This window comes from Chimaeribacter sp. YP20170169, assembly GCF_056739715.1.
In genome coordinates, this window is sequence record NZ_CP176824.1 from 1,334,426 (window position 1) to 1,360,540 (window position 26,115).

The following is a 26,115-nucleotide window of genomic DNA, read 5'->3' on the forward strand; positions in this document are numbered from 1 at the left end:
CCCGGCCTGGCTGGTGAAATCGCCGGTACAGTAGAGAACAGAAAGGAGCGCTATGTTAAGTCTAACCCGCACGCAGTTGGTTGACGGGGTATCCAAGGTCAACCAGCTGGTTGACCTCATCAGCGGGGCGGTGGCGGATGGCAGCCTGCCGCCGGGTAGCCGCTTGCCGTCACTGCGGGAGTTTTGTGAGCAGCTGTCCATCAGCAAATACACGGTGGTCGATGCGCTCGATCGCCTGCGCGCCAGCGGCACCGTCACCTCCATCCAGGGGCGCGGTTACTTTATCAACCGTGGGATCGCCCCGCCGGCCAGCAGCGTGCCCCTCAGCCCGGCCGCACCGGAACCCGATCTGCACGCGCGCCTGAAGCGCGCCTTTGCCACCCATGCGGGCTGGCGGCCCGGCTGTGGCTTCTTCCCGGAGGAGTGGCTGGATACCGAGCTGTTCCGCAAGGCGCTGCGCCAGACCATCCGTACGCCGCGCCTGCGCTTTATGGAGTATGGCCACCCACTCGGCTACCTGCCGCTGCGCAACACCCTCCAGATGAAGCTGGCGGGGGCGGGGCTGCGGGTGCCGGTGGAGAACATCGTGCTGACCAGCAGCACCATGAACGCCATCGACACCCTGCTGCGCGTGCTGCTGACGCCCGGCGACACCGTACTGCTGGATGACATCTGCTACTTCAACTTCAGCGCCAACCTGCGCCAGCACCATGCACGGGTGATCCATGCGCCGCGCGGGCACCACGGGGTCGATCCGGTGGCGCTGGAGAGCCTGCTGGCGGCGCACCGGCCCAAGGTGTTCATCACCTCCGGGCTGATGCACAACCCCACCGGGCACAGCTACTCGCTGGAGGAGATGTTCGCCATCATGACCCTGCTGAACCGCTATGGTTGCCACTTGATTGAGGATGATCTCTACCACGACCTGATGGAGGGAACGCCGAAACCGATGGCGGCGCTGGCCGGGCTGGCGAACGCCAGCTATATCTCCGGCTTCTCCAAGCTGCTCAGCGCCAATATGCGCGTGGGGTATATCGCCGCCAATCCGGCGCTGACGCAGGCGATTGTCAGCCTGAAGTCACTGACCGGCGGCGTGACCTGTGAGTTCACCGAGCAGGCGCTCTACCAATTTTTCCGCGATGGCAGTTACTACCGCCACCAGCGTCGGCTGATCAGCCGGCTCAATGAGGCGTCATCGCGGGTGAGGGGCTGGCTGGGGGCGGCAGGCTGCCGCTTCCCGACCCGGCAGGCGCACGGGCTGTTTTTGTGGGCGGAGCTGCCCGCGCACATCGACGGCGAGGCGCTGGCAGAGCGGGCATTGCGGGAGGGCATCGCGCTTGCGCCGGGCACGCTGTTTGGCGGCAGCCGGCGCTTTATGCGTTTCAATATCGCCCACAGTGATGATGATGCGGTCAGGGTGCGGATGCTGACCCTGCTGGCAGAGGGCGCTTAGCCCGCCACCCACTGCTGCACGGTGTGGCGCGCGCCGTGGTCACGCAGGCTCAGCCAGGCGCGCGTCACCTCCTCAACAAAGACGCGCTGCTGCGGCAGGTCTTCGCCGAAGACCGCGGTCAGCCCCAGCAGCGCCTCCACCCGGCGGGCGTCGTCCGCCGACGTCGCCACCACCTCGCGCAGTTGCGCCGCCATCGGGTCTTTCACGTCGATCGGCTGGCCAGCATCATCAATGCCGCTGACGTAGCGCATCCAGCCCGCCACCCCGAGCGCCAGCAGGCGGTAGGAGCCGCCATGCTCCAGGTGCCAGCGCACCGACTCCAGCATCCGCTGCGGCAGCTTCTGGGTGCCGTCCATCGCAATCTGCCAGGTGCGGTGCTTGAGCGCCGGGTTGGCGTAGCGGGCGATCAGCTGGTCGGCGTAGCCCGGCAGGTCAGTATCCTTCACCGTCAGGGTCGGGGCCTGCTCATCCAGCATCAGGCGGTGTGCTGCCTGCCGGTAGGCCGGATCGTCCATGCAGTCGTTGATGTGCTGGTAGCCCGCCAGATAGCCGAGATAGGCGAGGAAGGAGTGGCTGCCGTTCAGCATCCGCAGCTTCATCTGCTCAAACGGCAAGACGTCGGCGACCAGTTGCGCGCCGCCCACCTCCCACGCCGGGCGACCCGCGACAAACTCATCCTCCACCACCCATTGCAGGAACGGCTCGCAGGCGATGGCGCACGCATCCTCCACGCCGCCCAGCGCGTCGGCGATCTCCGCCAGCGTCTCTGGGGTGGCGGCCGGCACGATGCGATCGACCATGCTGCTCGGGAAGGTAACGTGGTCAGCGATCCAGCTGGCCAGCGCCGCGTCACGCGCCTGTGCCAGCCCAATCAGCGAGTTCTTCACCACGTGGCCATTATTGGGGATGTTGTCACAGGAGAGCACGGTGAAGGCCGGCAGGTGGCGCTCGCGGCGCAGGCGCAGCGCCTCCACCAGAATGGCCGGTACCGAGGTGGGCTGGCTGGGGTGGGCGAGGTCGTTGACGATCATCTCATTGTTCAGGTCGAGCTTACCGCTGCCCGGCTCAATGCAGTAGCCCTTCTCGGTGATGGTCAGCGTCACGATCGCCACCTGCGGCTCGGCCAGCTTCTCCAGTACCGCTGGCACCCCCTCAATTTTGCCATGCACCGACTCATGCACCGCGCCGATGACAATCGCCCGGTTCCCCTCCGAGCCCTTTTCCAGCACGCTGTAGAGGTGATCCTGCTCGCGCAGCTGGCGCATCATCTCCGCGCCGCCAAACAGGCTGATCTCACACAGCCCCCAGTCGCCGCCCTCGGCGTTCAGCACGCGATCGGTGACCAGCGCCTGATGCGCACGGTGGAAGGCGCCAAAGCCGATATGCACGATGCGGCTCTGTAAGTTCTGGCGGTCGTAGCCCGGTTGCTGCACGGCGGCGGGGAGGGAGGTGTTGGCGATCGTCTTCATGAGTGCTCCTGACAAATCCCGGCTCAGCCGGGAAAAACGGTGAGGGCCGCGGCGCGGCGGCAAAAGCGGTCAGACCAATTTTCGCATCTGCCTGTTTTGGGTGACGGCGCAAGGCTGGCGCGCTGTGACGCTGTCCGGGGCAGTGTACTGCTGGCGGGCACAAATGCAAATCAGCGACAGCGAGATTCATTGAGATTCGTGAGGTGCATCAAGCCATTGCTTACTGGCTTTTGACAAGGCAGGGCGTCCATGTATGGTAGTAAGATGAATGACAGCTTAAATCAGGTGGTATGACAGCTTTCGCGCTGGCCGCTGCCACCCAGCCAAAAAGGACAGAGCATGGAACAGACATGGCGTTGGTACGGGCCGGCCGATCCGGTCTCACTGGATGATGTGCGTCAGGCGGGCGCGACCGGGGTGGTGACCGCGCTGCACCACATCGCCAACGGCGAAGTGTGGCCGGTGGAGGAGATCCGCGCGCGACAGGCGGAGATCGCGGCCAAGGGGCTGGTGTGGTCGGTGGTGGAGAGCATCCCGGTGCATGAGGAGATCAAAACCCGCAGCGGCAACTATGAGCGCCACATCGCCCACTACCAGCAGTCGCTGCGCAACCTGGCGGCCTGCGGTATCCGCACTGTCTGCTATAACTTCATGCCAGTGCTTGACTGGACACGCACCGATCTGGCCTACACGCTGCCAAACGGCGCGAAGGCACTGCGTTTCGACCACATCGCCTTTGCGGCCTTTGACCTGCACCTGCTGGAGCGGCCGGGGGCGGAGCAGGAGTACAGCGAGGCGGAGCGCGTGCAGGCGGCGCGCTATTTTGAGCAGATGGACGAGGCGTCACGTGCGCAACTGACGGCCAACATCATCGCCGGCCTGCCGGGCGCCGAAGAGGGCTACACGCTGGAGCAGTTCCGTGCCCGACTCGCCACCTATCAGGGCATCGACAAGGCCGCGCTGCGTGAGAACATGGCGGCCTTCCTGCGCGCCATCGTGCCGGTGGCGGAGGAGGTGGGGATCAATCTGGCGGTGCACCCGGACGATCCGCCGCGGCCGATCCTTGGCCTGCCGCGCATTGTCTCCACCCAGGAGGATATGCAGTGGCTGAAAGAGGCGGTGGACAGCCCGCATAATGGCTTCACCTTCTGCACCGGCTCCTACGGCGTGCGCGCCGACAACGATCTGGTAGGCATGATTGACGCCTTTGGCGACCGCATCCACTTCATCCACCTGCGCGCCACCTGCCGCGAGGAGAACCCCAACACCTTCCACGAAGGGGAGCACCTCTACGGCGATGTGGACATGGTGGCGGTGATCCAGGCTCTGCTGCGCGAGGAGCAGCGTCGCCACCGCGCGGGCCAGCCCTCTGCCATCCCGATGCGCCCAGACCACGGCCACCAGATGCTGGATGACCTGCACAAGCGCACCAACCCCGGCTACTCGGCGATTGGCCGGCTGAAGGGGCTGGCGGAGCTGCGCGGCGTGGAACTGGCGCTCAAGCGCACCCAGTTCACCGATCTGCCCGAACGGCAGGCATAAAAAAAGGCGGGGAAGATCCCCGCCTTTTTTACCTCACCCTTACTTGTCCGCGCGCCCCATGTAGCGGCGCTCGGCGATGTGGATGGTGATCTTCTCACCGGCACTCAGGTACTCCGGCACGCCAATCACCAGCCCGGTGCTCAGGGTCGCGGGCTTGTTGCGCGCACTGGCGGACGCCCCCTTGATGCCCGGCGCAGTCTCGACAATCTCCAGATCCACCGTCTGCGGCAGCTCCAGCGCCAGAATCTGGCCATCCAGCGTCAGCACCTGCATCCCCGGCATCCCGCCCTCAGGAATGAACAGCAGCTCCTCTTCAATCTGCTCTTTCTTGAAGATGTAAGGGGTGTAGTCCTCATCGTCCATGAACACATACTCGTCGCCATCGATGTAGGAGAAGTTGACGCTGCGGCGGGTCAGGGTCACGGTGTCCAGGATGTCATCACCCTTGAAACGCTCCTCCACCTTCAGGCCGGTACGCACGTCAGCGAAGCGCATTTTGTACAGGGTGCTGGCGCCACGGGCGCTCGGGCTTTGGATATCAATGTCTTTCACCAGCAGCAGCTTGCCGTTGTAGTTAACCACGAAGCCGCGCTTAATTTCGTTCGCTCTTGCCATAAGAAGTGACCTGTTTGGAAGATGATAAGAAGTGGCGACAAGGTACTCGCGCCGCGTCTTTCAGGCAAGCGGGCAACGCAAAAAGAGTGGGGCGGCGCGGCTTTTGCGCGCCGCCAGAAGATCAGTGGTAGACCGGCAGCAGATCGGCCAGTGACAGCAGGTGCGCGATGGCATTGATCACGCCGAACGCCAGCACGAAAACAATCACCACCTTGCCGCCCGGCACCCGGTAGTGGGCGGCAGGCTCACGGAGGCGGCTGGCGCGCACCAGCAACGCTGGCACAATCACCGCCCAGACCGTGGCGGCCAGCCCGGCAAAGCCGATGGCGTAGAGGAAGCCATTCGGGAACAGCAGCGCGCCCAATGCCGGCGGTGCAAAGGTCAGCAGCGCCGCCAGCGCCCGGCCACCACGGTTGCCCGGGATGCGGCAGACGTCCGCCAGGTAGTCAAACAGCCCCAGCGCCACCCCAAGGAAGGAGCTGGCCAGCGCCATATAGGAGAAGGCGTTCAGCAGGGTGACAATCATGCCGCTGTGGCTGGCGTCGCCCATCTGCTTCAGCAAGCTGCCGATGTTGCCGCCCTCGGCAATCACCACCCGGAACGCCTCGCGGCTGATATTTCCCTGCACCACATATTGCCACACCAGATAGATCGTCAGCGCAATCAGCGTGCCGCCCACCAGACTGCGCACCACCGGCTGCGGCTGGTGGAGGTAGTAGGTCACCAGCCCCGGCACATTGCCGTGGTAGCCGAAGGAGGTCAGCAGATAGGGCAGCGCCGCCAGCGCATAGGGCGCGTAGTGGCTGTCTGGCTGGGCAGTGTTGAACAGCAGAGCTGGCTGCGCTTGGGTAAACAGGTTGCCGATGGAGAGCGCGAAGCTGATCACCATGCCGCCAATCAGCACGGTGCTGAGGCGATCGACCGCCTTGGTCGAGTGCCAGACAATCAGCGCCACCACCAGTGCGAACGCCAGCCCGGCGGCCTTCTGGCTGATGCCGTCGCCAAAGGTGTGGGCGATGATCGAGCCGCCAGCGGAGATGTAGGCGTAGTTCAGGATATAGAGCACGAAGGCGATGGAGAGGCCATTCACCACGCTCCAGCGCCGCCCCAGCAGGTCGCGCACCAGCGTGTGGAAGCTGGCCCCGGCCGGGTAGCGTAGCGCCACTTCCAGGATAAACAGGCCAGAGAGCAACATACAGAGCCAGGTGTAGGCCAGCAGCATGACCGAGCCGCTGAACCAGACGCCCGACGTCACGACCGGGATGGAGAACATGCCAGCGCCGACGGCAGTGCCGGCGATAATCATCGCGCCACCGAAGGCGGAGGGGCGGGAGAGGGGCAGGGTAAGGTCAGACGACATGGCAACTCCGTGATTGAATCTTTGTACTAGCGCAATAGTACAGACGGTCGCACGGCAAGTAAATGGGCAGATGCACCATCGTGGTGAGGGTTGCTGCTATTTTGTACTGTGAAAGGGAGCGGGCGTGGGCAGGGCCGGGCCGGGGTGAATGCTGGCGCGTGAGCATCTTTACTGGAGCCACGCCCGCAAGCCTGCTATTGTCGCCGTTTTCCAGCCCTGAGATCTCTTCATGGAATGCCGTGCCGATTGCGGGGCCTGCTGTATTGCACCCTCCATCTCCAGCCCGATCCCCGGAATGCCTGACGGCAAGCCGGCCAATACCCGTTGCGTCCAGCTGGATGAGCAGATGCGCTGTCGCATCTTCCACTCGCCGCTGCGACCGCGCGTCTGCGGCGGCTTACAGGCCAGCCGCGAAATGTGCGGCACCCACCGTGACGCGGCGCTGATCTACCTGGCGCGGCTAGAGGCGGAAACCGCCCCCTAATCAGGGCAGCGGCAGGCCGCCGTTGTCCGCTTTCTCCGGCAGCAGCTCTGCCAGCGGCGCGCTCTCCTCCGTACGGGCCGGTGCCTCATGGATGCGCCACACGCAGTAGATGGCGATGACCACCATCGCCAGCGCGGTATAGAACACCGCATGGTAGCTCCACAGCTCTGCCACGCCGCCAGCGAAGGAGCCAGCGATGATCCAGCCGACGCGCGTCGAGTTGGTGAACAGCGTGGTGGCCGCGCCCGCCTGTCCCGGCATCAGATCCTGGAAGTAGAGCATCCCGATGCCAGCCAGAATGCCGATGAACAGCGCGTTCAGCAGCTGTATCAGCAGCAGCGGCAGCGGGGCGGTAATAAACAGCAGGCTGAAATAGAACAGTACCCCGGACGCCACCGCCAGTCGCATCAAACTGCGCTTGCCAAGCCGTTTCGCCGCATAGCCCGCCAGCAGCATGATCGGGATCTCCAGCCCGGCGGCGGTGCCCATCATCACCCCGCCCAATTTTTCCGGCAGATGCAGTTCATGCACCAGATAGAGCGGCATGGTGATCAGGTAGATGCCGTTGGCCGTCCACATTAGCGAGCAGGCCGCGAACAGCAGCAGCGCGTCGCGGCGGTGGCGGCGCGGTGCCTGCAACGGCGCAATGGTTTTTAGCGCCGCCTTCGGCATGGAGGGCAGGTAGTAGCGCACCAGCGCGCCGCACAGCACAAAGGCCACGGCCGCCGCGGCGTACATAAAGGTGAAGCCAAAACCGAGCGCCAGCGCAAAGGCCAGCGGTGGCCCCACCACCCAGGCCAGCGACACCTGCGCCCGCAGGATGGAGGTGAACATCACCGCCTCGCGGCCGGTCTTCTCGGCGTGCTCACGCGCCAGCGCAAACATCTGTGGGTTGGCGGTGGAGCCAAAGCTCGACAGCAGCACCCCCACTAGCAGCAGCACCAGATAGTTGCGGTTGTAGGCGAACAGCACACAGGCCAGCGCGCCCAGCAGGCAGCAGCAGAAGATCAGGGTGCGGCGGTCACCGCGTTTATCTGACCAGCTGGCCAGCAGCTGGCTGACCAGAATGCCGATCACCGCACTGCCGGTATAGAACAGCCCCACCATCATCGGCCGGACATGGACTTCCGTCGACAGGAACAGGCTCAGGGTAGGGGTTTGCAGCGCACCGGCAATGCCGGTCAAAAAGGCCACCAGCAGAAACGCCGCCGAGGTCATGTCGGGCAGCCGCCGGGCTGTTACAGAGGGAGTGGTCATGATCTATCAATAAAAAGGGAAAGGGCGGGGCGCAGTCTACGCCTGTGGCGCCAAAAACACAGCCGTTTTCCGTAGCGAAAATGAGCAATCTGGCGCATTTCCGCACGGAAAGTCACAGGTCGCCCGCGGCTACGCGCCCGCGGTGTAAAATTCTCCCTGCCGCCACAGCGCAATCGCATTGCGGCTCGCCTCAAAGTGAGGCTGCGGCAGCGCATCCGGGTCGCACCAGCGCCACGCCTCGCACTTCTCCGGCTCCCGTCGTTGGGCCTCGCCGCCGGGGTGGCGCGCCAGCAGGCAGACCGACACCGTGTGCTTCCCCTCCTGCGCCCAGGTCTCTAAGTTATTGCTCAGGGCAATCACCTGTGGCGCGACGAGGCGCAGGCCTGTCTCCTCCTCTATCTCACGGATCGCCGCCTGCTCAAAGCTCTCGCCCGGCTCCAGGTGGCCGCCCGGAATTGACCAGTAGGGCGCATGGCTGCCGCTGCGTTTGCCAAACAAGACCTGCCCCTGCGGGTTCACAATAATCACACCTACCCCTACCACCACCTTCATTCTGGTTCTCCGTATCAGCAAAAACGTCAGCTTTACTCATCCCGTGCTGATGTAAATTCAGCAAGAGTGAAAAAATGTGCGTGAAGTCAAAGATTCGTCACAACAACAACGAGAATGCTTGCATAAACTACAGGCCAATCAGAGACTGATTGAAACGTTTCAGCGCCGGCTGATGACCCCTCTCAAGCCTGGCGCCGCCTTTTTCTCATAGAAGCTGAAACGATTCAATTTCGGCAAGCGAGGAGAATTATGTTCCAGTTGTCACTGCAAGACATCCACCTTGGCGCCAGCGCCGGCAGCAAGCAGGAGGCCATCCAGCAGGTGGCGGCCGCCCTGACTGACGCGGGCTACGTCGGTGCCGGCTACGTTGACGGTATGCAGCAGCGTGAGCTGCAAACCTCCACCTACCTTGGCAACGGCATCGCCATTCCCCACGGTACCACTGACACCCGCGATCTGGTACTGAATACCGGCGTGCAGGTGTTCCAGTTCCCGCAGGGCATCGCCTGGGGCGAGGGCCAGACCGCCTATGTGGTGATCGGCATCGCCGCAAAATCGGATGAGCATTTGGCGCTGCTGCGCCAGCTGACGCACGTGCTCTCTGATGAGAGCGTAGCCGAGGAGATGGCGAAAACGGATGCCAAGGAGACCCTGCGCAGCCTGCTGATGGGCGAAAAACAGCGCGCGGAGTTGCTGTTTGACACCTCGCTGATTGCCGTTGACGTCGCCGCCGACAACCTGATCACCCTACAGGCGCTGAACGCCGGCCGCCTGCAACAGGTGGGCGCGGTCGATACTCAGTTTGTCAGCGACGCCGTCAGCCGCGCGCCGCTGAGCCTCGGGCAGGGCATCTGGCTGGCCGACAGCCCGCAGGGCAACCTGCGCAGCGCTGTGACCGTCAGCCGCCCGGCAACAGCCTTTGAGCACCAGGGCGAGCGCGTGGCGCTGCTGGCGACGGTGGCAATGGTGGATGACCAGCCGCTGCCGGTGCTGAACTACCTGAGCGACCTGCTGCTGGATGACAAAGCTGAACGTCTGCTGAACGCCGACGCCCCAACGGTGCTGGCGCTGCTGACCAGCGTAGTGCCGGAGGAGAGCCAGGTGCACACCGCCGAATTCGTGGTGCGTAACGAGCACGGCCTGCATGCCCGTCCCGGCACCATGCTGGTCAACACCATCAAACAGTTCTCCAGCGACATCACCGTCACCAACCTCGACGGCAGTGGCAAGCCGGCCAATGGCCGCAGCCTGATGAAAGTCGTGGCGCTGGGCGTGAAAAAAGGGCACCGCCTGCGCTTTACCGCCAGCGGCGCGGACGCCGAACAGGCGTTGCAGGCGATTGGCACTGCCATCGCAGAAGGATTGGGGGAGGGCGTATGAGCCGCAGAGTTGCCACCATCACCCTTAACCCGGCCTACGATCTGGTCGGGTTCTGCCCGGAAATTGAGCGCGGCGAGGTCAATTTGGTGCAGACCGCTGGCCTGCACGCCGCCGGCAAGGGCATCAACGTCGCCAAGGTACTGAAGGATCTCGGCATCGACGTCACCGTCGGCGGATTCCTTGGCAAAGAGAATCAGGATGGCTTCCAGCAGCTGTTCAGCGAGCTGGGCATCGCCAACCGCTTCCAGGTGGTCAATGGCCGCACCCGCATCAACGTCAAGCTCACGGAGAAGGCGGGGGAAGTGACCGATTTCAACTTCTCGGGCTTTAGCGTCACGCCGCAGGATTGGGAGCGCTTCGTCACCGACTCCCTGAGCTGGCTCGGCCAGTTCGACATGGTGGCGGTGAGCGGCAGCCTGCCGGCCGGGGTTGACCCGGACGCCTTCACCGACTGGATGACGCGCCTGCGCAGCCAGTGCCCGTGCATCATTTTCGACAGCAGCCGCGACGCGCTGGTGGCGGGCCTGAAGGCTTCGCCGTGGCTGGTGAAGCCCAACCGCCGCGAGCTGGAGATGTGGGCCGGCAAAAAACTGCCGACCCTGGCGGAGGTGGTGGAAGCCGCCCACGCGCTGCGCGATCAGGGGATTGCCCATGTGGTGATCTCGCTGGGCGAAGAGGGCGCGCTGTGGGTCAACGCCTCCGGCGCATGGCTGGCGCGTCCGCCGGCCTGCGAGGTGGTCAGCACCGTGGGCGCGGGCGACTCAATGGTGGGCGGCCTGATCTACGGTCTGCTGATGCGTGAGTCCAGCGAACATACTTTACGTCTCGCCACTGCGGTGGCGGCCCTGGCCGTAAGCCAGAGCAACGTGGGCGTCACCGACCGCACCCAATTGGCGGCGATGATGGCCCGTGTTGATTTGAAACCCTTTAACTGACAGCAGGAGGCACAATGAAAACGCTGCTGATGACCGATCCTTCGCAAGGGCAGGCACGGAGCCACCTGGCGAAACGCATGCTGACTGCCGCCGCTGGCAAGGCCGGGGCAACGCTGACTGAAAGTGTGACTGACGCCGAACTGGTGGTGGTGCTGGGCGAACAGGCCGCCGCCGATGCCGGGCTGACCGGCAAAAAGGTCTATCTGGCCTCCGTCGAACAGGCGGTACGTGACCCGCAGGGCGTGCTGACGCGCGCCGCCAACGAGGCCACGCCGTATCAGGCACCGCAGGTTGCCGTGGCCGCCGCACCGGCTGCCGCTGCCGCCAGTGGGCCAAAACGCATTGTCGCCATCACCGCCTGCCCGACAGGCGTGGCGCACACCTTTATGGCCGCTGAGGCGCTGGAGGCGGAAGCCAAGAAGCGTGGCTGGTGGGTGAAGGTGGAGACCCGTGGCTCCGTGGGCGCGGGCAACGAGATCACCCCGGAAGAGGTGGCACAGGCGGATCTGGTGGTGGTAGCGGCAGACATCGAGGTTGATCTGGCGAAGTTCGCTGGCAAGCCGATGTACCGTACCTCGACCGGTCTGGCTTTGAAGAAGACCAAACAGGAGCTGGACAAAGCGGTGGCAGAGGCGGAAGTGTACCGCCCGGCCGGCGCGGGCGCGGCGGCGACCAGCAGCAAGAAGCAAGAGAGCGCCGGGCCATACCGTCACCTGTTGACGGGTGTCTCCTACATGCTGCCGATGGTGGTGGCGGGCGGCCTTTGTATCGCGCTCTCCTTTATCTTTGGCATCAAGGCATTCGAAGAGAAGGGTACGCTGGCGGCGGCGCTGATGCAGATCGGCGGCGGTTCGGCCTTCGCCCTGATGGTGCCGGTACTGGCCGGTTACATCGCCTTCTCCATCGCTGACCGTCCCGGTCTGACGCCGGGCCTGATTGGCGGCATGTTGGCGGTCAGCACCGGTGCTGGCTTTATCGGCGGCATCATCGCCGGCTTCCTGGCCGGTTACGTGGCGCGCGCCATCAGCGGCAAGCTGCGTCTGCCAGCCAGTATGGAGGCGTTGAAACCGATTCTGATCATCCCGCTGGTGGCGAGCCTGATCACCGGCCTGGTGATGATCTATGTGGTTGGCACCCCGGTCGCGCAAATCATGACTGGCCTGACCAACTGGCTGCAATCCCTTGGCACCGCCAACGCCGTGCTGCTGGGCGCGATCCTCGGTGCGATGATGTGCACCGACATGGGTGGCCCGGTCAACAAGGCGGCCTACGCCTTTGGCGTGGCGCTGCTCAGCTCCTCGGTCTACGCGCCGATGGCAGCCATCATGGCGGCTGGCATGGTGCCCCCGCTGGCGATGGGTGTGGCGACGCTGCTGGCGCGCCGCAAGTTTGCCCAGAGCGAGCAGGAGGGTGGCAAGGCTGCGCTGGTGCTGGGGCTGTGCTTCATCTCAGAAGGCGCGATCCCGTTTGCGGCGCGTGACCCAATGCGTGTCCTGCCGTGCTGCATCGCCGGTGGCGCGTTGACCGGCGCACTCTCCATGGCCTTCGGTGCCAAGCTGATGGCACCGCACGGCGGGCTGTTCGTGCTGCTGATTCCGGGTGCCATCCAGCCGGTACTGCTCTATCTGGTGGCCATCGTTGCCGGTACGGCACTGGCAGGCATCTCCTACGCCATCCTGAAGCGCTCTGACGCGGAAATGGCCGAGAAGATTGAAGCCAACTAAGCGGCAAAAAAGGCGCTCACTGAGCGCCTTTTTTATTGCCCGCCGATCAGGCTGGTTGCGGATCGCTGCTGAACTGCTGCGACTTCAGCCAGGCGATCTCCTCCGCCCACAGCGTGTCATCCACCGTCTCCAGAATCATCGGGATGCCGTCGAAGCGCGCGTCAGCCATGATGTAGCTGAAGGCGGCCTTGCCGATGTTGCCCATCCCGAGGCTGTGGTGGCGGTCAACGCGGCTGGCGAAGGCGCTCTTGGCGTCATTCAGGTGCATACCGCGCAGGTACTCAAAGCCCACAATGTCGCTGAACTGGCGGAAGGTCTCCTCACAGGCCTCGGCGCTGCGCAGGTCATAACCGGCGGCGAAGGCGTGGCAGGTGTCGATGCAGACGCCAACGCGGCTCTTGTCCTCGACGCCATCAATGATGGCCGCCAGGTGCTCAAAGCGGAAGCCGAGGTTGCTGCCCTGACCCGCGGTGTTCTCAATCACCGCCGTCACCCCCTCGGTCTGATCCAGCGCGATGTTGATCGACTCGGCGATGCGCGCCAGACAGGTCTCCTCATCAATCTGCGTCAGGTGGCTGCCGGGGTGGAAGTTGAGCTGGCTCAGCCCCAGTTGCTGGCAGCGTGCCAGTTCATCGATAAAGGCGACGCGCGACTTCTCCAGCGCCTCCTCCAGCGGGTGGCCGAGGTTAATCAGATAGCTATCATGCGGCAGGATCTGCGTGCTGGTGTAGCCGTGACGCTCGCAGGCGCGCTTGAACTTATCAATCACCGCGCTGGTCAACGGCGCGGCGCGCCACTGGCGCTGGTTCTTGGTGAACAGGGCGAAGGCGGTGGCACCCAGCGCGCTGGCGCGCTCCACGGCCTGATCGACCCCGCCGGCGGCGCTGACATGGGCTCCGACAAACTTCATTTCTCTCTCCTCTGGTGGTCGGCGCACAGTGTAATGGTTTTGTGGCGGCAAGCGTACCCTCGCGGCGTTTAGCGCAGCAGCGCCGTCACCAACAGGTTGATGGCCGCGCCGCCCAGCACCAGCCACAGGAACAGCACGCCCCCAGCAGCAGCGGGCGCAGCCCGGCGCGGCGCAGGGTATGGAAGCGGGTGGCGAGGCCGAGCGCTGCCATCGCCATCGCCAGCAGTAGGTTATCCAGCGCCAACAGCGTCGGCATCCAGTGGGCGGGCAATAGGTGCAGCGAGTTGACGCCCGCCACCACAATGAACAGCAGCGCGAACCACGGCACCGCCAGCGGCGCGCGCGCCTCGCGGCGTGCGCCGCGCCAGCCAGGCAGAGAGCAGCAGCAGGAAGGGCGCGAGCATCATCACGCGCATCATCTTAGCGATCACCGCGGCATTCTCCACCTCCGCGCCAAGGGCATGGCCGATCGCCACTACCTGTGCCACCTCATGCACCGTCGAGCCGGTGTAGATGCCAAACGCCTGCGCGCCCAGCCCGGCGGGCAGCAGGCGGCAGATCCACGGGTAGACAAAAATTGCTAGCGTGCCATAGACCACCACCGTGGTGACGGCCACCGCCACCCGGTTGCTGTCAGCGCGCGCCACCGGGGCGGTCGCCATCACCGCCGCCGCGCCGCAGATGCTGCTGCCCGCGCCAATCAGCAGGGTGGTCTCGCGATCCAGCCCAAAAAACCGCCGCCCCAGCCAACAGGCGAGAAAAAAAGTCGATCCAAGTACCAAAAAATCGATAAGCAGCCCGAAGGTGCCCACCGCCGCTACCTGTTGCACGCTCAGGCGCAGGCCGTAGAGAATGATGCCCAGCCGCAGCAGCCGCTGGCGGGCGAAATCGATGCCCGAGAGCGTCACCGGGCGCAGCCGGGCGGGCAGGGCGTTGCCCACCACCATGCCCGCCAGAATGGCCAGCGTCAGGGTGCCCAGGCCCAGACCGCTCAGCCAGCTGGCGCTGCCAAGCCGCGCGGCCAGCCAGGCCAGCCCACCACAGAGCAGCAACCCCGGCAGCAGGCCAAACGGGGGACGCAGGGAAAAAGCGGGTCTGAGCGCAACGCGCAGCGGCAGGGTGTTCATGGCATACCTCCAAAAATAGTAGGGGTAGCTTAGGGGCAGAAACCTTAAAGGTGAAACGGATAATAGTTCTATAATCTATCGATTAAAGTGGTATAACTATCAGCCCGGTGAAACTATCCACCCGCCGGTGCACTGCCGCCAAGGGGCGTAATCTCACGGATTGCGGCAAACGTGATAATCTTAATAACAAAGCACCTGCACCAGAGGCGGGCCACTGGCCCACCCGCATCGCCATACAGAGATCGCTATGCATATCACACTCCGACAACTTGAAGTCTTTGCTGAAGTGCTGAAAAGCGGGTCAACCACTCAGGCCTCGGTGGTGCTGTCGCTCTCCCAATCCGCGGTCAGCGCCGCACTGGCCGATCTGGAGAACCAGCTTGGCGTCCAGCTGTTTGACCGGGTCGGCAAGCGGCTGGTGATCAATGAGCATGGGCGGCTGCTCTACCCACGCGCGCTGGCGCTGCTGGAGCAGGCCGGCGAGATTGAGCGGCTGTTCAACCATGACAACGGCTCTCTGCGCATCGCCGCCAGCAGCACCATCGGCAACTACATGCTGCCGGGCATGATCGCCGAGTACCGGCTCGACTACCCCAATACCCCGCTGGAGCTGAACGTCGGCAATAGCCAGGATGTGATCAACGCGGTGGCCGATTTTCGCGTTGACCTTGGCCTGATTGAGGGGCCATGCCACATGCCGGAGCTGATTACCCAGCCCTGGTTGCAGGATGAGCTGGTGGTGTTCGCCGCGCCGCAGCGCGTGAAGCAGGGGGAGCCGCTGGCAGCCAAACCGGTATCGCTGGCGGCGCTGGCCGAGGCGCCGTGGATTTTGCGTGAGCGCGGCTCCGGCACCCGCGAGGTGCTGGATCACCTGCTGCTGGCGCGCCTGCCGGCCTTCAATCTGGTGATGGAGCTGGGCAACTCCGAGGCAATTAAGCACGCGGTGCGCCACAATATCGGCATCAGCTGCCTGTCGCGGCGGGTGGTGGGCGAGCAGCTGACCAGCGGCGCGCTGAGCGAAATCCAGCTGCCGGGTGAGCCGCTGACCCGTACGCTCTACCTGATACATCACCGGCAAAAACATATCTCCAGTGTATTGCAGCGCTTCCTCGACTACTGCAAGTTGCGCCAGTAAAACACGCTGATTCGCCGGGTTAATAGGCGATCCGCACACCTCTTCGACAGTTGTTGCTGGGCTGTTACTTATAATCTGCACCGGATCATGAAGGTGTCTTATAACCGGGGAATCCTGCTATATCTTGGGGCCTGTTTTGTTACAATCCGCCCTCAAAATTTCCCAGGACGAGCAGATATAGGGTAAAAATGGCTCAACAACATACTAATAACCCGCAGCCACCCACGGCCCTGCGCCGGGAGTTAAAGGCGCGTCATCTGACGATGATCGCAATTGGCGGATCCATCGGCACCGGGCTGTTTGTCGGCTCTGGCGCCACCGTATCACAGGCCGGGCCGGGGGGCGCGCTGCTCTCCTACGCGCTGATTGGCCTGATGGTCTACTTCCTGATGACCAGCCTCGGCGAACTGGCGGCCTTCATGCCGGTCTCCGGCTCCTTCTCCACCTACGGGGCTAAATATGTCGAGGAGGGCTTCGGCTTCGCCCTTGGCTGGAACTACTGGTACAACTGGGCAGTGACCATCGCCGTCGAGCTGGTGGCTTCGCAGTTGCTGATGAGCTATTGGTTCCCCGATACCCCCGGCTGGATCTGGAGCGCACTGTTCCTTGGCCTGATGTTCCTGCTGAACTGGATCTCGGTGAAGGGCTTTGGCGAGGCGGAGTACTGGTTCTCGCTGGTCAAGGTGGTGACGGTGGTGATCTTCATCATCATTGGCATCCTGATGATCGTTGGCATCATGAAGGGCGGCGAGCACGCTGGCTGGCAGAACTGGACCATCGGTGACGCGCCCTTTGCTGGCGGCTTCTCGGCGATGATTGGCGTGGCGATGATCGCCGGCTTCTCCTTCCAGGGCACTGAGCTGATCGGCATCGCGGCGGGCGAGTCCAAAGACCCGGCGAAAAACATCCCACGCGCAGTGCGGCAGGTGTTCTGGCGCATCATGCTGTTCTACATCTTCGCCATCCTGATCATCAGCCTGATCATCCCGTACACCGACCCGAACCTGCTGCGCAATGACGTCACGGACATCAGCGTCAGCCCGTTCACCCTGGTGTTCCGCAACGCTGGCCTGCTCTCTGCCGCGGCGGTAATGAACGCGGTGATCCTGACGGCGGTGCTGTCGGCGGGCAACTCCGGCATGTACGCCTCCACCCGGATGCTGTTCACCCTGGCAAGCGAAGGCAAGGCACCGCGTCTGTTCGCCCGCCTCTCCAAGGGCGGCGTGCCGCGCAACGCGCTCTACGCCACCACCGCCGTGGCCGCGCTCTGCTTCCTGACCTCCATGTTTGGCGACCAGCAGGTCTACCTGTGGCTGCTGAACACCTCGGGCATGACCGGCTTTATCGCCTGGCTGGGGATCGCCATCAGCCACTACCGCTTCCGCCGTGGCTATATGGCGCAGGGGCGTGACCTGAACGCGCTGCCGTACCGCTCCGGGCTGTTCCCGCTGGGGCCAATCTTCGCCTTCGTGCTCTGCCTGATCATTACGCTTGGCCAGAACTATCAGGCGTTCCTGGCAGATACCATTGACTGGACTGGGGTGGCAGCCACCTACATCGGCATCCCGCTGTTCTTGATTATCTGGTTCGGCTACAAGCTGACGCGCGGCACCCGTGTCGTGAAGTACCGTGAGATGGAATTCCCGGATCACAAAGAGTAATTTGCAGGGGCGCCCAGTGCGCCCCTTGTTTTTGCGCACCGCAAACTGCAACAAGGCGTGTCCGCCGTTGCCCGCTCCCCCTCCGGCTTACTTTCCTACCGTTATCCCCAAACTGCCCTTACCGGTTGCCGATAAAATATAACTTAAACAGCAGGTTACCTATCCTAAAAATCGCCCGAAGCTATCAATCTGATTGATAAGGATTCTCGTTTGCTTTATCGTTGGCTGCGCAATGGCCGGACACGGGCCGTTACCCGCTGGGCCTGGCCTGCTGGCCGCCACGGTGTTACCGTGCCGCCCGCCGTGCCACCGCTGCACCATACGTTTTCCGGGACGCCCGCGCGCCCCGGCGCCATGAGACTCGCAACAGGGTAAGAAGATGAGCATCACCACTGACCCCACCCTCCGCCCGGAGAGCGCACTGCCCGCTGGCGTGATGGGGCGTTACCGTCACATTGTCCGGCACCGTTTACTGATTCTGGCGCTGCTGGTCGTCGCCATCACCGCCTCGCTGGTGCTGGATTTCACCCTTGGCCCGGCCGGGCTGTCGCTGCCGACCCTGTGGCAGGCGCTGGTATCACCCGAGACGGTGGATGCTGGCACCCGCGTCATTGTCTGGGATATCCGGATGCCCTATGCGCTGATGGCGGTGGTGGTCGGGCTGGCGCTGGGACTGGCTGGCTCGGAGATGCAGACCATCCTGAATAACCCGCTGGCCAGTCCTTTCACCCTGGGCGTCTCCTCGGCGGCGGCCTTCGGCGCGGCGCTGGCGATCGTGCTGGGCATTGGCTTGCCGGGCGTGCCGGCGCAGTGGTTTATCTCCGCCAACGCCTTTATCTTCGCGCTGCTGGCGGCGCTGATGCTCGATGGCGTCACGCGCTGGACGCGGGTCGCCACCTCCGGCGTGGTGCTGTTTGGCATCGCGCTGGTCTTCACCTTCAACGCGCTGGTGTCGATGATGCAGTTCATCGCCACCGAGGACACGTTGCAGGGGCTGGTGTTCTGGACGATGGGCAGTCTGGCGCGCGCCTCCTGGGAGAAGCTCGGCATCCTGCTGCTGGCGGTGGCGCTGCTGCTGCCGCTGTCGATGATGAGCTCGTGGAAACTGACCGCGCTGCGCCTCGGCGAGGATCGGGCGGTGAGTTTCGGCATTGACGTGCGCCGCCTGCGGTTGGCGACGTTGCTGCGCATCAGCATCCTGTCGGCGCTGGCGGTGGCCTTCGTTGGCCCGATTGGCTTCATTGGGCTGGTGGCACCGCACATCGCCCGGCTGATGTTCGGTGAGGATCACCGCTTCTATCTGCCAGCCAGCGCGCTGATTGGCGCGCTGGTGCTGTCGATGGCCTCAGTGGCCTCGAAAAACCTGATCCCCGGCGTCATCATTCCGGTGGGCATCGTCACCTCGCTGGTGGGCGTGCCCTTCTTCCTGAGCATCATTCTGCGCCACCGGGGGAACGTATGACCGCAGGGCTGCGTATTGAGCACTTCCACGCTGGCTACCCGAAACGGCCGGTGATCCAGAACCTGAACGTGCCGCACCTGGCGCGCGGCCACATCACCGTGCTGCTGGGGCCGAACGGCAGCGGCAAATCCACGCTGCTGCGTTCGCTGGCTGGCCTCAACCCGGCGCAGGGCGCACTCTACTTGGACGGACAGGATCTGATGCAGATGCCGTTCGCCCGCCGCGCCGAGCAGGTGGTCTACCTGCCGCAGTCGCTGCCGGCTGGGGTGCATCTGCATGTGCTGGAGTCGATCATCGTTGCCCAGCGCGCCTCCGGTGGTCGCGGCCAGCGGACGGGCGGCGAGGGGGAGGTGATGGCGCTGCTGGAACAGCTCGGCATCGCCCATCTGGCCCTCAGCTACCTCGACCAGCTCTCCGGCGGCCAGAAGCAGCTGGTGGGGCTGGCGCAATCGCTGATCCGCCAGCCGTCGCTGCTGTTGCTGGATGAGCCGCTCAGCGCTCTCGACCTCAATTACCAGTTCCACGTGATGGATCTGGTACGGCGCGAAACCCGCAAGCGCAACATCGTGACGGTGGTGGTGGTGCATGACATCAACATCGCGCTGCGCCATGGCGACCATGTGCTGATGCTGCAAAACGGCCAGCTGATTGCCGACGGTGCGCCAGACGAGGTGATCACGCCGCAGAGTCTGGCGGCGGTGTATGGCGTACGCGGGCGCATCGAGCGCTGCTCGCAGGGGAACCCACAGGTGATGATCGACGGCCTGGTAAGCCGGCCGTCGCTCTAAGCACTAGCCCAGCCGGTCGCGCAGCGCGTAGTAGACCGCGCCGATGGCGGTGAAGGGCACCTGGAGGCTGCGGCCGCCGAAGAAGGGCAGGTGCGGCAGCCGGGCGAAGGCGTCAAAGCGCTCGGCGTCGCCGCGCATCACCTCGGAGATCAGCTTGCCGGCCAGGTGGGTGAGGGTGACACCGTGGCCGCTGTCGCCCTGCATGTAGTAGACGTTGTGCTCCAGCCGGCCAAACTGTGGCATCCGCGAGAGGGTCAGCAGGAAGTTGCCGCTCCAGCGATAGTCGATTTTCACGTCGCGCAGCTGCGGGAAGGTCTTGTGCAGTTTCGGCAGGATCAGCGGGTCAATCTCTGCCGGGTCGCGCGCGCCATAGATCACGCCGCCGCCGAACAGCAGCCGCCGGTCGGCGGTGAGGCGGAAGTAGTCGAGCAGGTAGTTGCAATCCTCGACGCAGTAGCGGTTCGGCAGCAGGGTGCGCGCCACGCTCTCCGGCAGCGGCGCGGTGGCAACAATCTGCGAGCCGCACGGCATACTCAGGCGTGACAGGCGCGGCTCCAGCCGGTCGCCAAGGTAGGCGTTGCCAGCCAGCACCACAAAGCGCGCCTTAACCTCGCCCTGTGCGGTGTGCACTCGCGCTGGCGAGCCATAGTCGATGCGGGTGACGGCGGAGTGTTCATAGATCCGGCCGCCGTGGCGGCGGATTGCCTCGGCCTCACCCAGCGCCAGATTGAGCGGATGGAGGTGGCCGCCGCGCGGGTCAAGCATACCGCCGACGTAGCGCCGCGAACCAATCTCATGCTGGATACCGCTCTGATCCAGCATGACCAGACTGTGATGCCCATATTTCTCCCAGCGCGCCTTTTGCTGGTGCAGCTGTTTGAGCTGTTTGTGGTTGAGTGCGGCGAAGATGCCGCCGGGGCGGTAATCACAATCAATCGCGTACTGATCGATGCGCTGGCGGATGATGTCCGCCCCTTCAAAGATCATGCTGCCCAATATGCGGGCACTCTCCTCACCATAACGCTCCTCAATCACATCCACGTCACGGCTGTAAGAGTTGACCACTTGGCCACCGTTGCGCCCGGTGGCACCCCAGCCGATGCGCACGGCCTCCAGCAATACCACATCATAGCCGGCTTCCGTCAGGTAGAGCGCGGAGGAGAGGCCAGTGAAACCGCCCCCCACCACACAGACATCACACTCTATGCTGCCGGCAAGCTGCGGCCAGGGTTCATGCGGATTGGCGGTGGCCGCATAGTAACTGGCAATATGCTCGGTCATATCCTTCTCCTTATGCAGGCTTGGCGGGCTTCTGGCCCCCAAGGGACGACGCGGCGACCTCAGGCCGGCGTCCCGATGGCTGGGCGCGCACCATGGATGGCATCAAATTTATGCAAACATCAATGCAAACGTTATGCCATTGCCTGCGGAGTGACCGCTCAAAAGGTTGTCGGGGTGTGGGCGCTGACGATGCGGCACACGCGCGCCGACAGGTTGGTAAAACTGTGTGGCATACCAGTGTTAATGGTGTAACTCTGGCCAGCCCGCAGGGGGAAACTCTGGCCGTTGACGGTCAGCACGATCTCCCCCTCCAGCAGGGTGCCGACCTCCTCACCCTGATGGCGAATCTTCTCGCCGGTGCTGCTCCCCGGCTCATAGGTCTCCAGCAGCATCGCCAGCGCGCGCATCGGGTTGCCGTTGTGCACCAGCTTCATCGACACCCCCTGGCTGCCAATCTCAATCAGGTTCTCCGGCTCGATCACCACCTGCGGCGTTTTTAGCCGCTGGTCATCGGCGAAGAACTCCGCCATGGAGAGGCCGTAAACCGTCAGCAGCTTTTGCAGCGTGCTGATGGCCGGGCTGACCTTGTCCTGCTCGATGGTGCTGATGGCGCTGTGGGTCAGCCCGGAGAGTTCGGCGGCCCGGCGCTGTGACAGCCCCAGTTGCTGGCGGATCTGGGACAGCCGTCGCCCCGGCGCCACGCTGATGTCATTCATAGTACGTTTTCCGGCACCGGCCGCTCTTCCACCATCGCGTCGCGGCAGGCACAAATAAAGGCCTCAAACAGTTGGCGTGACACCGGGTTCTCCTCGATGCGCCACTCCGGATGCCACTGCACCCCCAGGGCGAACGGATGGTCACGCACGCTGACCGCCTCAATCAGGCCGTCGGGGGCGCTGGCCTCCACGCGCATGGACGGGCTGAGCCGCCGTGTGCCCTGGCCGTGCAGCGAATTGACCTCAAACAGCGGCGTACCGGGCAACAGCTGCTCCAGCAGGCCGCCCGGCTCGACAATCACCGGGTGCGCCGGGCCATACTGAATATCCGCCGACTGCGACAGATCCTCGCGGTGATCCATAAAGCCCGGTTCGTTGTGCACCTGACGGTGCAGCGCACCGCCGGTCGCCACCACCAACTCCTGCATCCCCCGGCAGGCGGCAAACAGCGGCAGGCGCTGGTCGAGCATCGAGCGGATCAGCGTCAGGGCCAGCTGGTCGCGGCCCGGATCGTTCCACTCCTCAATGCCCTCTTCGCCATAGTGGTGCGGCTCAATGTTGCTGGGGCTACCGGTGAGGAACACCCCATCCAGCCGCGCCACCACGCTATCAAGCGCATAGGGCTGGCTGGCCAGCACCTGCGGCAGCGCCACCGGCAGCCCGCCCGCGGTAAAGACCGCATTCAGGTACTTCTCCTCCACGGTCTGGGTGTAGTGACCTTCGATGCACTCCCGGCACATCACCACGCCGATCACCGGCCTGTTAAATATATTGCCCATGTTTTAACCTCCCAGACTGGACTAAATCGTTGCCAAAACACGCCCTTTTTGTGACGTTATGGTCATTATTTTATCAATTTAGCAGTCCATTGGTTAATATTCAAACCGACCATAACATTTGCAAATCGATTCTGTTGCAGCTATGTTTCTAGCAGATGGTTTATATTTTGAGCGCCTCGGCGTGCTCCTTATCACAGGATCCAGGCTTTGAAAACAGTCAGTTAAAGGCGTGCGCTTCCCCAACGCGCAGCGCCTGACCCTCACAACGGCAGGTGATTTATGCAAACCAATCTGGTAGAAGTTGAAAAATTCGCAAAACACAGCGACGAGAGACGAAGTAGCGCGTTCCAACGTGAAGTCGAACAATACTTGGAACGCCACCCCCTCACCCAACACATCGACGTCCTCCTCACCGATCTCAACGGCAGTTTCCGCGGTAAACGAATCCCTGTCTCAGCATTGAAAAAAGTCGAAAAAGGCTGCTACTTCCCCGCGTCCGTGTTTGCGATGGACATCCTCGGCAATGTGGTGGAGGAGGCTGGGCTTGGCCAGGAGCTGGGCGAGCCAGACCACGTCTGTATGCCGATCCCCGGCACGCTGGTGCCCTCCGCCGCTGACCCGGAGCACATCGGCCAGCTGCTGCTCACCATGCTGGATGAAGATGGTACTCCCTTTGACGTTGAACCCCGTAATGTGCTGAACACCGTCTGGCAGGCATTGCGCCAGCGCGGCCTGTTCCCGGTGGTAGCGGTAGAGTTGGAGTTCTATCTCATTGACCGGCAGCGGGACAGCGAGGGCTACCTCCAGCCGCCGTGCGCCCCCGGCACCCAGGAGCGCAATGTTCATACCCAGGTCTACTCGGTGGACAACCTGAATCACTTTGCCGACGTGTTGAGCGAGATCGACACGCTGGCCCAGATGCAGCACCTGCCAGCCGATGGCGCGGTGGCGGAGTCCTCGCCCGGCCAGTTCGAGATCAACCTGCACCACACTGACAACGTACTGCGCGCCTGTGACGATGCGCTGGCGCTGAAGCGGCTGGTACGCCAGGTGGCGGAAAACCACAACATGCACGCCACCTTTATGGCGAAGCCCTACGAGGAGTACGCCGGCAGCGGGATGCATATCCACGTCAGCGTGCTGGACGGGCAGGGCAACAACCAATTTGCCGACGCCTCGGGTGAGGATTCGGCGCTGCTGCGGCGCGCGCTGGCGGGCATGGTCGACCTGATGCCCGGCTCGATGGCGCTGCTGGCACCCAACGTCAACGCCTACCGCCGCTTCCAGCCGGGCATGTACGTGCCGACGCAGGCCTCCTGGGGCCACAATAACCGCACGGTGGCGCTGCGCATCCCGTGTGGCGAAGCCGAGAGCCGCCGCATTGAGTACCGGGTGGCCGGTGCGGACGCCAACCCCTATCTGGTGGTCGCCACCGTGCTGGCTGGCCTGCTACATGGGCTGGAGCACGAACTGCCGCTGCCAGAGCCGGTCACCGGCAACGGGCTGGAGCAGGAGGGCGTGCCGCTGCCGATCCGCCAGAGCGACGCGCTGTGTGAGTTTGAGGAGCAGGCGACGCTGAAGCACTATCTGGGCGAACGCTTCTGCCACGTCTACCATGCCTGTAAGAGTGACGAGCTGCTGCAATTCGAGCGGCTGGTGACAGAAACCGAAATTGACTGGATGCTTAAAAACGCCTGATAGCTCATAGACAAAAGATTTTGTTTCTGGATGTCTCAGGCCTTGTCATTCGTGTTACGGTTCGGCAAAATACTGCGCTTGTAAATAACCGACGCTTCCGGCGTCGGTTATTTTTTTGCATTTATACTCAATGCAACCTAATTGTGTCGTACCCGTGTCTCCATTCTGGGGGCGCGATTTTACCAACCAAGAGGCCGGGCTTAGAACCGGATAGATAAACCAGTTCGTGAGCGACCCCCAACAACAGGTCGCCACTATGAGGAAAAGAAGATGGGGCAATTTGTAACGTACCTGCCGGTGCCCGCCGGTGTCTGCTGTGGGGGACTGCGTCATGTCCACTAATGCTATCGCTGCCGCTGCGCCGGCCTACCAACGCGTTAAGCTGCACCGTACCCTGACACTGGTTCAGGTGGTGATGATGGGCCTGGCCTATCTACAGCCGATGACCATCTTTGATACCTTCGGCATCGTGACCGGCCTGACTGATGGCCACGTCGCGACTGCCTATGCCTTCGCGCTGATCGCGGTGCTGTTCACGGCCGTCAGCTACGGCAAACTGGTCCAGCGCTTCTCCTCCGCTGGCTCCGCCTACACCTACGCCCAGAAAGCCATTAACCCGCACATCGGCTTTATGGTGGGCTGGTCATCCCTGCTGGACTACCTGTTCATGCCGATGATCAACATCCTGTTGGCGAAAATCTATCTGGAAGCGATCTTCCCCGGCGTGCCCTCCTGGATCTTCGTGGTGGCGCTGGTCGGCCTGATGACCTTCTTCAACCTGCGTGGCATCAAGCTGGTGGCGAACCTCAACAGCTTCATCGTGGTGGTGCAGGTCGCCATCATGGTGGTGTTCCTGGGGCTGCTGATCCACGGCGTCTACCAGGGTGAGGGCACCGGCCAGCTGGTGAGCAGCAAGCCGTTCTGGTCTGAGAATGCGCACGTGGTGCCGATGATCACCGGGGCGACCATTCTCTGCTTCTCGTTCCTGGGCTTTGACGGCATCAGCTCGCTGTCAGAAGAGACGCCGAACGCCGCCAAGGTGATTCCGCGCGCGATCTTCCTGACCGCGCTGATTGGTGGCGTCATCTTTATCGTGGTCTCCTACTTCCTGCAGCTCTACTTCCCGGACATCTCGCGCTTCCATGACCCGGACGCGTCGCAGCCGGAGATCATGCTGTATGTGGCAGGCAAGTTCTTCCAGTCGGTGATCCTCTGCTTCTCCTGCGTGACCGTGCTGGCCTCCGGCATGGCGGCGCACGCGGGCGTCTCCCGCCTGCTCTACGTGATGGGCCGCGATGGCGTCTTCCCGCAGAAGATCTTTGGCTTCGTGCACCCGACCTGGCGCACCCCGGCATTCAACGTGCTGCTGGTAGGTGTGGTGGCGCTCTCCGCCGTCTGGTTTGATCTGGTGACCGCCACCGCGCTGATCAACTTCGGTGCGCTGGTGGCCTTCACCTTCGTCAACCTGTCGGTGATCTCGCAGTTCTTTATCCGCGAGAAGCGCAACAAAACCGCCAAGGATATCCTGCACTATCTGGTGCTGCCGGTGATTGGTGCCCTGACCGTGGGCGCGCTGTGGCTGAACCTGGAGCCGAGCTCCATGAACCTCGGTCTGGTGTGGGGCGCGATTGGTCTGGCCTACCTGGCCTTCATCACCCGCTTCTTCACCAAGGCCCCGCCGCAGATGGATGAGAAAGAGCTGGATGAAGAGCTGGCCTAAGCCGCTTTCCACTGACTCGTCCTAACATAGGTTGACACTTTTATACCCTCAGAACGCCTGATGCACT

General features: G+C 63.3%; 21 protein-coding genes and 1 pseudogene. 12 read left to right on the plus strand and 10 right to left on the minus strand.

The window, feature by feature from the left end; all coding sequences use genetic code 11:
- The first annotated feature begins 52 nt into the window (after nucleotides 1-52).
- Nucleotides 53-1,453: an aminotransferase-like domain-containing protein gene (locus ACK3SD_RS05890; protein WP_481127086.1), complete on the plus strand. Its 1,401-nt coding sequence runs from the start codon at nucleotides 53-55 to the stop codon at nucleotides 1,451-1,453.
- On the opposite strand, the gene ACK3SD_RS05895 is transcribed toward ACK3SD_RS05890, so the two are convergent.
- Nucleotides 1,450-2,922, minus strand: coding sequence for a mannitol dehydrogenase family protein (locus ACK3SD_RS05895; RefSeq protein ID WP_481127087.1), 1,473 nt, complete (start codon nucleotides 2,920-2,922; stop codon nucleotides 1,450-1,452). The two genes, ACK3SD_RS05890 and ACK3SD_RS05895, sit on opposite strands and share 4 nt — an antisense overlap.
- A 339-nt stretch (nucleotides 2,923-3,261) precedes the next feature.
- Here ACK3SD_RS05895 and uxuA point away from each other — a divergent pair, with 339 nt between their 5' ends.
- Nucleotides 3,262-4,464 carry a mannonate dehydratase gene (uxuA, locus tag ACK3SD_RS05900; protein WP_481127088.1) on the plus strand — a complete coding sequence of 401 codons (1,203 nt, stop codon included), beginning with the start codon at nucleotides 3,262-3,264 and terminating at the stop codon, nucleotides 4,462-4,464.
- A 39-nt stretch (nucleotides 4,465-4,503) separates the two neighbouring features.
- Here the strand turns inward: uxuA and yeiP are convergent, their stop codons facing one another.
- Together yeiP and mtr are read right to left on the minus strand one after the other, a co-directional pair.
- Nucleotides 4,504-5,079, minus strand: a complete 576-nt coding sequence (gene yeiP / locus ACK3SD_RS05905; RefSeq protein WP_137762669.1) for an elongation factor P-like protein YeiP — start codon at nucleotides 5,077-5,079, stop codon at nucleotides 4,504-4,506.
- Between the two features lie 121 nt (nucleotides 5,080-5,200).
- Nucleotides 5,201-6,439, minus strand: a complete 1,239-nt coding sequence (gene mtr, locus ACK3SD_RS05910) for a tryptophan permease (protein ID WP_481127089.1) — start codon at nucleotides 6,437-6,439, stop codon at nucleotides 5,201-5,203.
- A 229-nt stretch (nucleotides 6,440-6,668) separates the two neighbouring features.
- Between mtr and ACK3SD_RS05915 the strand changes: the two genes are divergently transcribed.
- Entirely contained in the window at nucleotides 6,669-6,923 is a 255-nt protein-coding gene (locus ACK3SD_RS05915) for a YkgJ family cysteine cluster protein (protein ID WP_481127090.1), read from the plus strand.
- Here ACK3SD_RS05915 and ACK3SD_RS05920 read toward each other — a convergent pair whose 3' ends face one another.
- Nucleotides 6,924-8,180: a sugar efflux transporter gene (locus ACK3SD_RS05920; RefSeq protein ID WP_481127091.1), complete on the minus strand. Its 1,257-nt coding sequence runs from the start codon at nucleotides 8,178-8,180 to the stop codon at nucleotides 6,924-6,926.
- 129 nt (nucleotides 8,181-8,309) lie between these two features.
- Nucleotides 8,310-8,732 (minus strand): nucleotide triphosphate diphosphatase NUDT15, encoded by a 423-nt coding sequence (locus tag ACK3SD_RS05925; protein ID WP_481127092.1) that lies wholly within the window; start codon nucleotides 8,730-8,732, stop codon nucleotides 8,310-8,312.
- Nucleotides 8,733-8,981: 249 nt separating this feature from the next.
- Between ACK3SD_RS05925 and fruB the strand changes: the two genes are divergently transcribed.
- Genes fruB through fruA form a run of 3 tightly spaced genes read left to right on the plus strand, consistent with a single transcriptional unit; the run spans nucleotide 8,982 to nucleotide 12,771 of the window.
- Nucleotides 8,982-10,112, plus strand: coding sequence for a fused PTS fructose transporter subunit IIA/HPr protein (gene fruB / locus ACK3SD_RS05930; protein ID WP_481127093.1), 1,131 nt, complete (start codon nucleotides 8,982-8,984; stop codon nucleotides 10,110-10,112).
- The gene (gene fruK / locus ACK3SD_RS05935; protein WP_137762675.1) at nucleotides 10,109-11,047 is read left to right on the plus strand and encodes a 1-phosphofructokinase; all 939 of its coding nucleotides are present in this window, start codon (nucleotides 10,109-10,111) and stop codon (nucleotides 11,045-11,047) included. The genes fruB and fruK overlap by 4 nt, the downstream gene beginning before the upstream one ends.
- A 14-nt stretch (nucleotides 11,048-11,061) precedes the next feature.
- Entirely contained in the window at nucleotides 11,062-12,771 is a 1,710-nt protein-coding gene (gene fruA, locus ACK3SD_RS05940) for a PTS fructose transporter subunit IIBC (protein ID WP_481127094.1), read from the plus strand.
- Nucleotides 12,772-12,817: 46 nt separating this feature from the next.
- Here the strand turns inward: fruA and nfo are convergent, their stop codons facing one another.
- Nucleotides 12,818-13,681 carry a deoxyribonuclease IV gene (nfo, locus tag ACK3SD_RS05945; RefSeq protein WP_481127095.1) on the minus strand — a complete coding sequence of 288 codons (864 nt, stop codon included), beginning with the start codon at nucleotides 13,679-13,681 and terminating at the stop codon, nucleotides 12,818-12,820.
- 68 nt (nucleotides 13,682-13,749) lie between these two features.
- Nucleotides 13,750-14,808: pseudogene (locus tag ACK3SD_RS05950) on the minus strand (YeiH family protein).
- Nucleotides 14,809-15,055: 247 nt separating this feature from the next.
- On the opposite strand from ACK3SD_RS05950, the gene yieE reads away from it, so the two are divergent.
- The 4 genes from yieE (at nucleotide 15,056) to ACK3SD_RS05970 (ending at nucleotide 19,854) form a co-directional block, all read left to right on the plus strand.
- The gene (yieE, locus tag ACK3SD_RS05955) at nucleotides 15,056-15,943 is read left to right on the plus strand and encodes a DNA-binding transcriptional regulator YeiE (RefSeq protein ID WP_137762679.1); all 888 of its coding nucleotides are present in this window, start codon (nucleotides 15,056-15,058) and stop codon (nucleotides 15,941-15,943) included.
- A gap of 188 nt (nucleotides 15,944-16,131) precedes the next feature.
- Nucleotides 16,132-17,604 (plus strand): amino acid permease, encoded by a 1,473-nt coding sequence (locus ACK3SD_RS05960; protein ID WP_481127096.1) that lies wholly within the window; start codon nucleotides 16,132-16,134, stop codon nucleotides 17,602-17,604.
- 379 nt (nucleotides 17,605-17,983) lie between these two features.
- Nucleotides 17,984-19,066: a FecCD family ABC transporter permease gene (locus tag ACK3SD_RS05965; protein WP_137762681.1), complete on the plus strand. Its 1,083-nt coding sequence runs from the start codon at nucleotides 17,984-17,986 to the stop codon at nucleotides 19,064-19,066.
- Nucleotides 19,063-19,854 (plus strand): ABC transporter ATP-binding protein, encoded by a 792-nt coding sequence (locus ACK3SD_RS05970; RefSeq protein WP_481127097.1) that lies wholly within the window; start codon nucleotides 19,063-19,065, stop codon nucleotides 19,852-19,854. The genes ACK3SD_RS05965 and ACK3SD_RS05970 overlap by 4 nt, the downstream gene beginning before the upstream one ends.
- 3 nt (nucleotides 19,855-19,857) lie before the next feature.
- On the opposite strand, the gene ACK3SD_RS05975 is transcribed toward ACK3SD_RS05970, so the two are convergent.
- The 3 genes from ACK3SD_RS05975 to puuD form a co-directional block, all read right to left on the minus strand.
- Nucleotides 19,858-21,135, minus strand: coding sequence for an NAD(P)/FAD-dependent oxidoreductase (locus tag ACK3SD_RS05975; RefSeq protein WP_481127098.1), 1,278 nt, complete (start codon nucleotides 21,133-21,135; stop codon nucleotides 19,858-19,860).
- Between the two features lie 158 nt (nucleotides 21,136-21,293).
- Nucleotides 21,294-21,851, minus strand: coding sequence for an HTH-type transcriptional regulator PuuR (gene puuR, locus ACK3SD_RS05980; RefSeq protein WP_481127099.1), 558 nt, complete (start codon nucleotides 21,849-21,851; stop codon nucleotides 21,294-21,296).
- A complete protein-coding gene (gene puuD, locus ACK3SD_RS05985) occupies nucleotides 21,848-22,630 on the minus strand; it encodes a gamma-glutamyl-gamma-aminobutyrate hydrolase (protein ID WP_481127100.1) in 783 nt (260 codons plus the stop codon). Before puuD ends, puuR begins: the two co-directional genes overlap by 4 nt.
- 279 nt (nucleotides 22,631-22,909) lie before the next feature.
- Between puuD and ACK3SD_RS05990 the strand changes: the two genes are divergently transcribed.
- Together ACK3SD_RS05990 and ACK3SD_RS05995 are read left to right on the plus strand one after the other, a co-directional pair.
- Nucleotides 22,910-24,328 carry a glutamine synthetase family protein gene (locus tag ACK3SD_RS05990; RefSeq protein WP_481127101.1) on the plus strand — a complete coding sequence of 473 codons (1,419 nt, stop codon included), beginning with the start codon at nucleotides 22,910-22,912 and terminating at the stop codon, nucleotides 24,326-24,328.
- 331 nt (nucleotides 24,329-24,659) lie between these two features.
- On the plus strand, nucleotides 24,660-26,048 hold the full coding sequence (locus tag ACK3SD_RS05995; RefSeq protein WP_481127102.1) for an APC family permease: 1,389 nt from the start codon (nucleotides 24,660-24,662) through the stop codon (nucleotides 26,046-26,048).
- The last annotated feature ends 67 nt before the right edge of the window (nucleotides 26,049-26,115 follow it).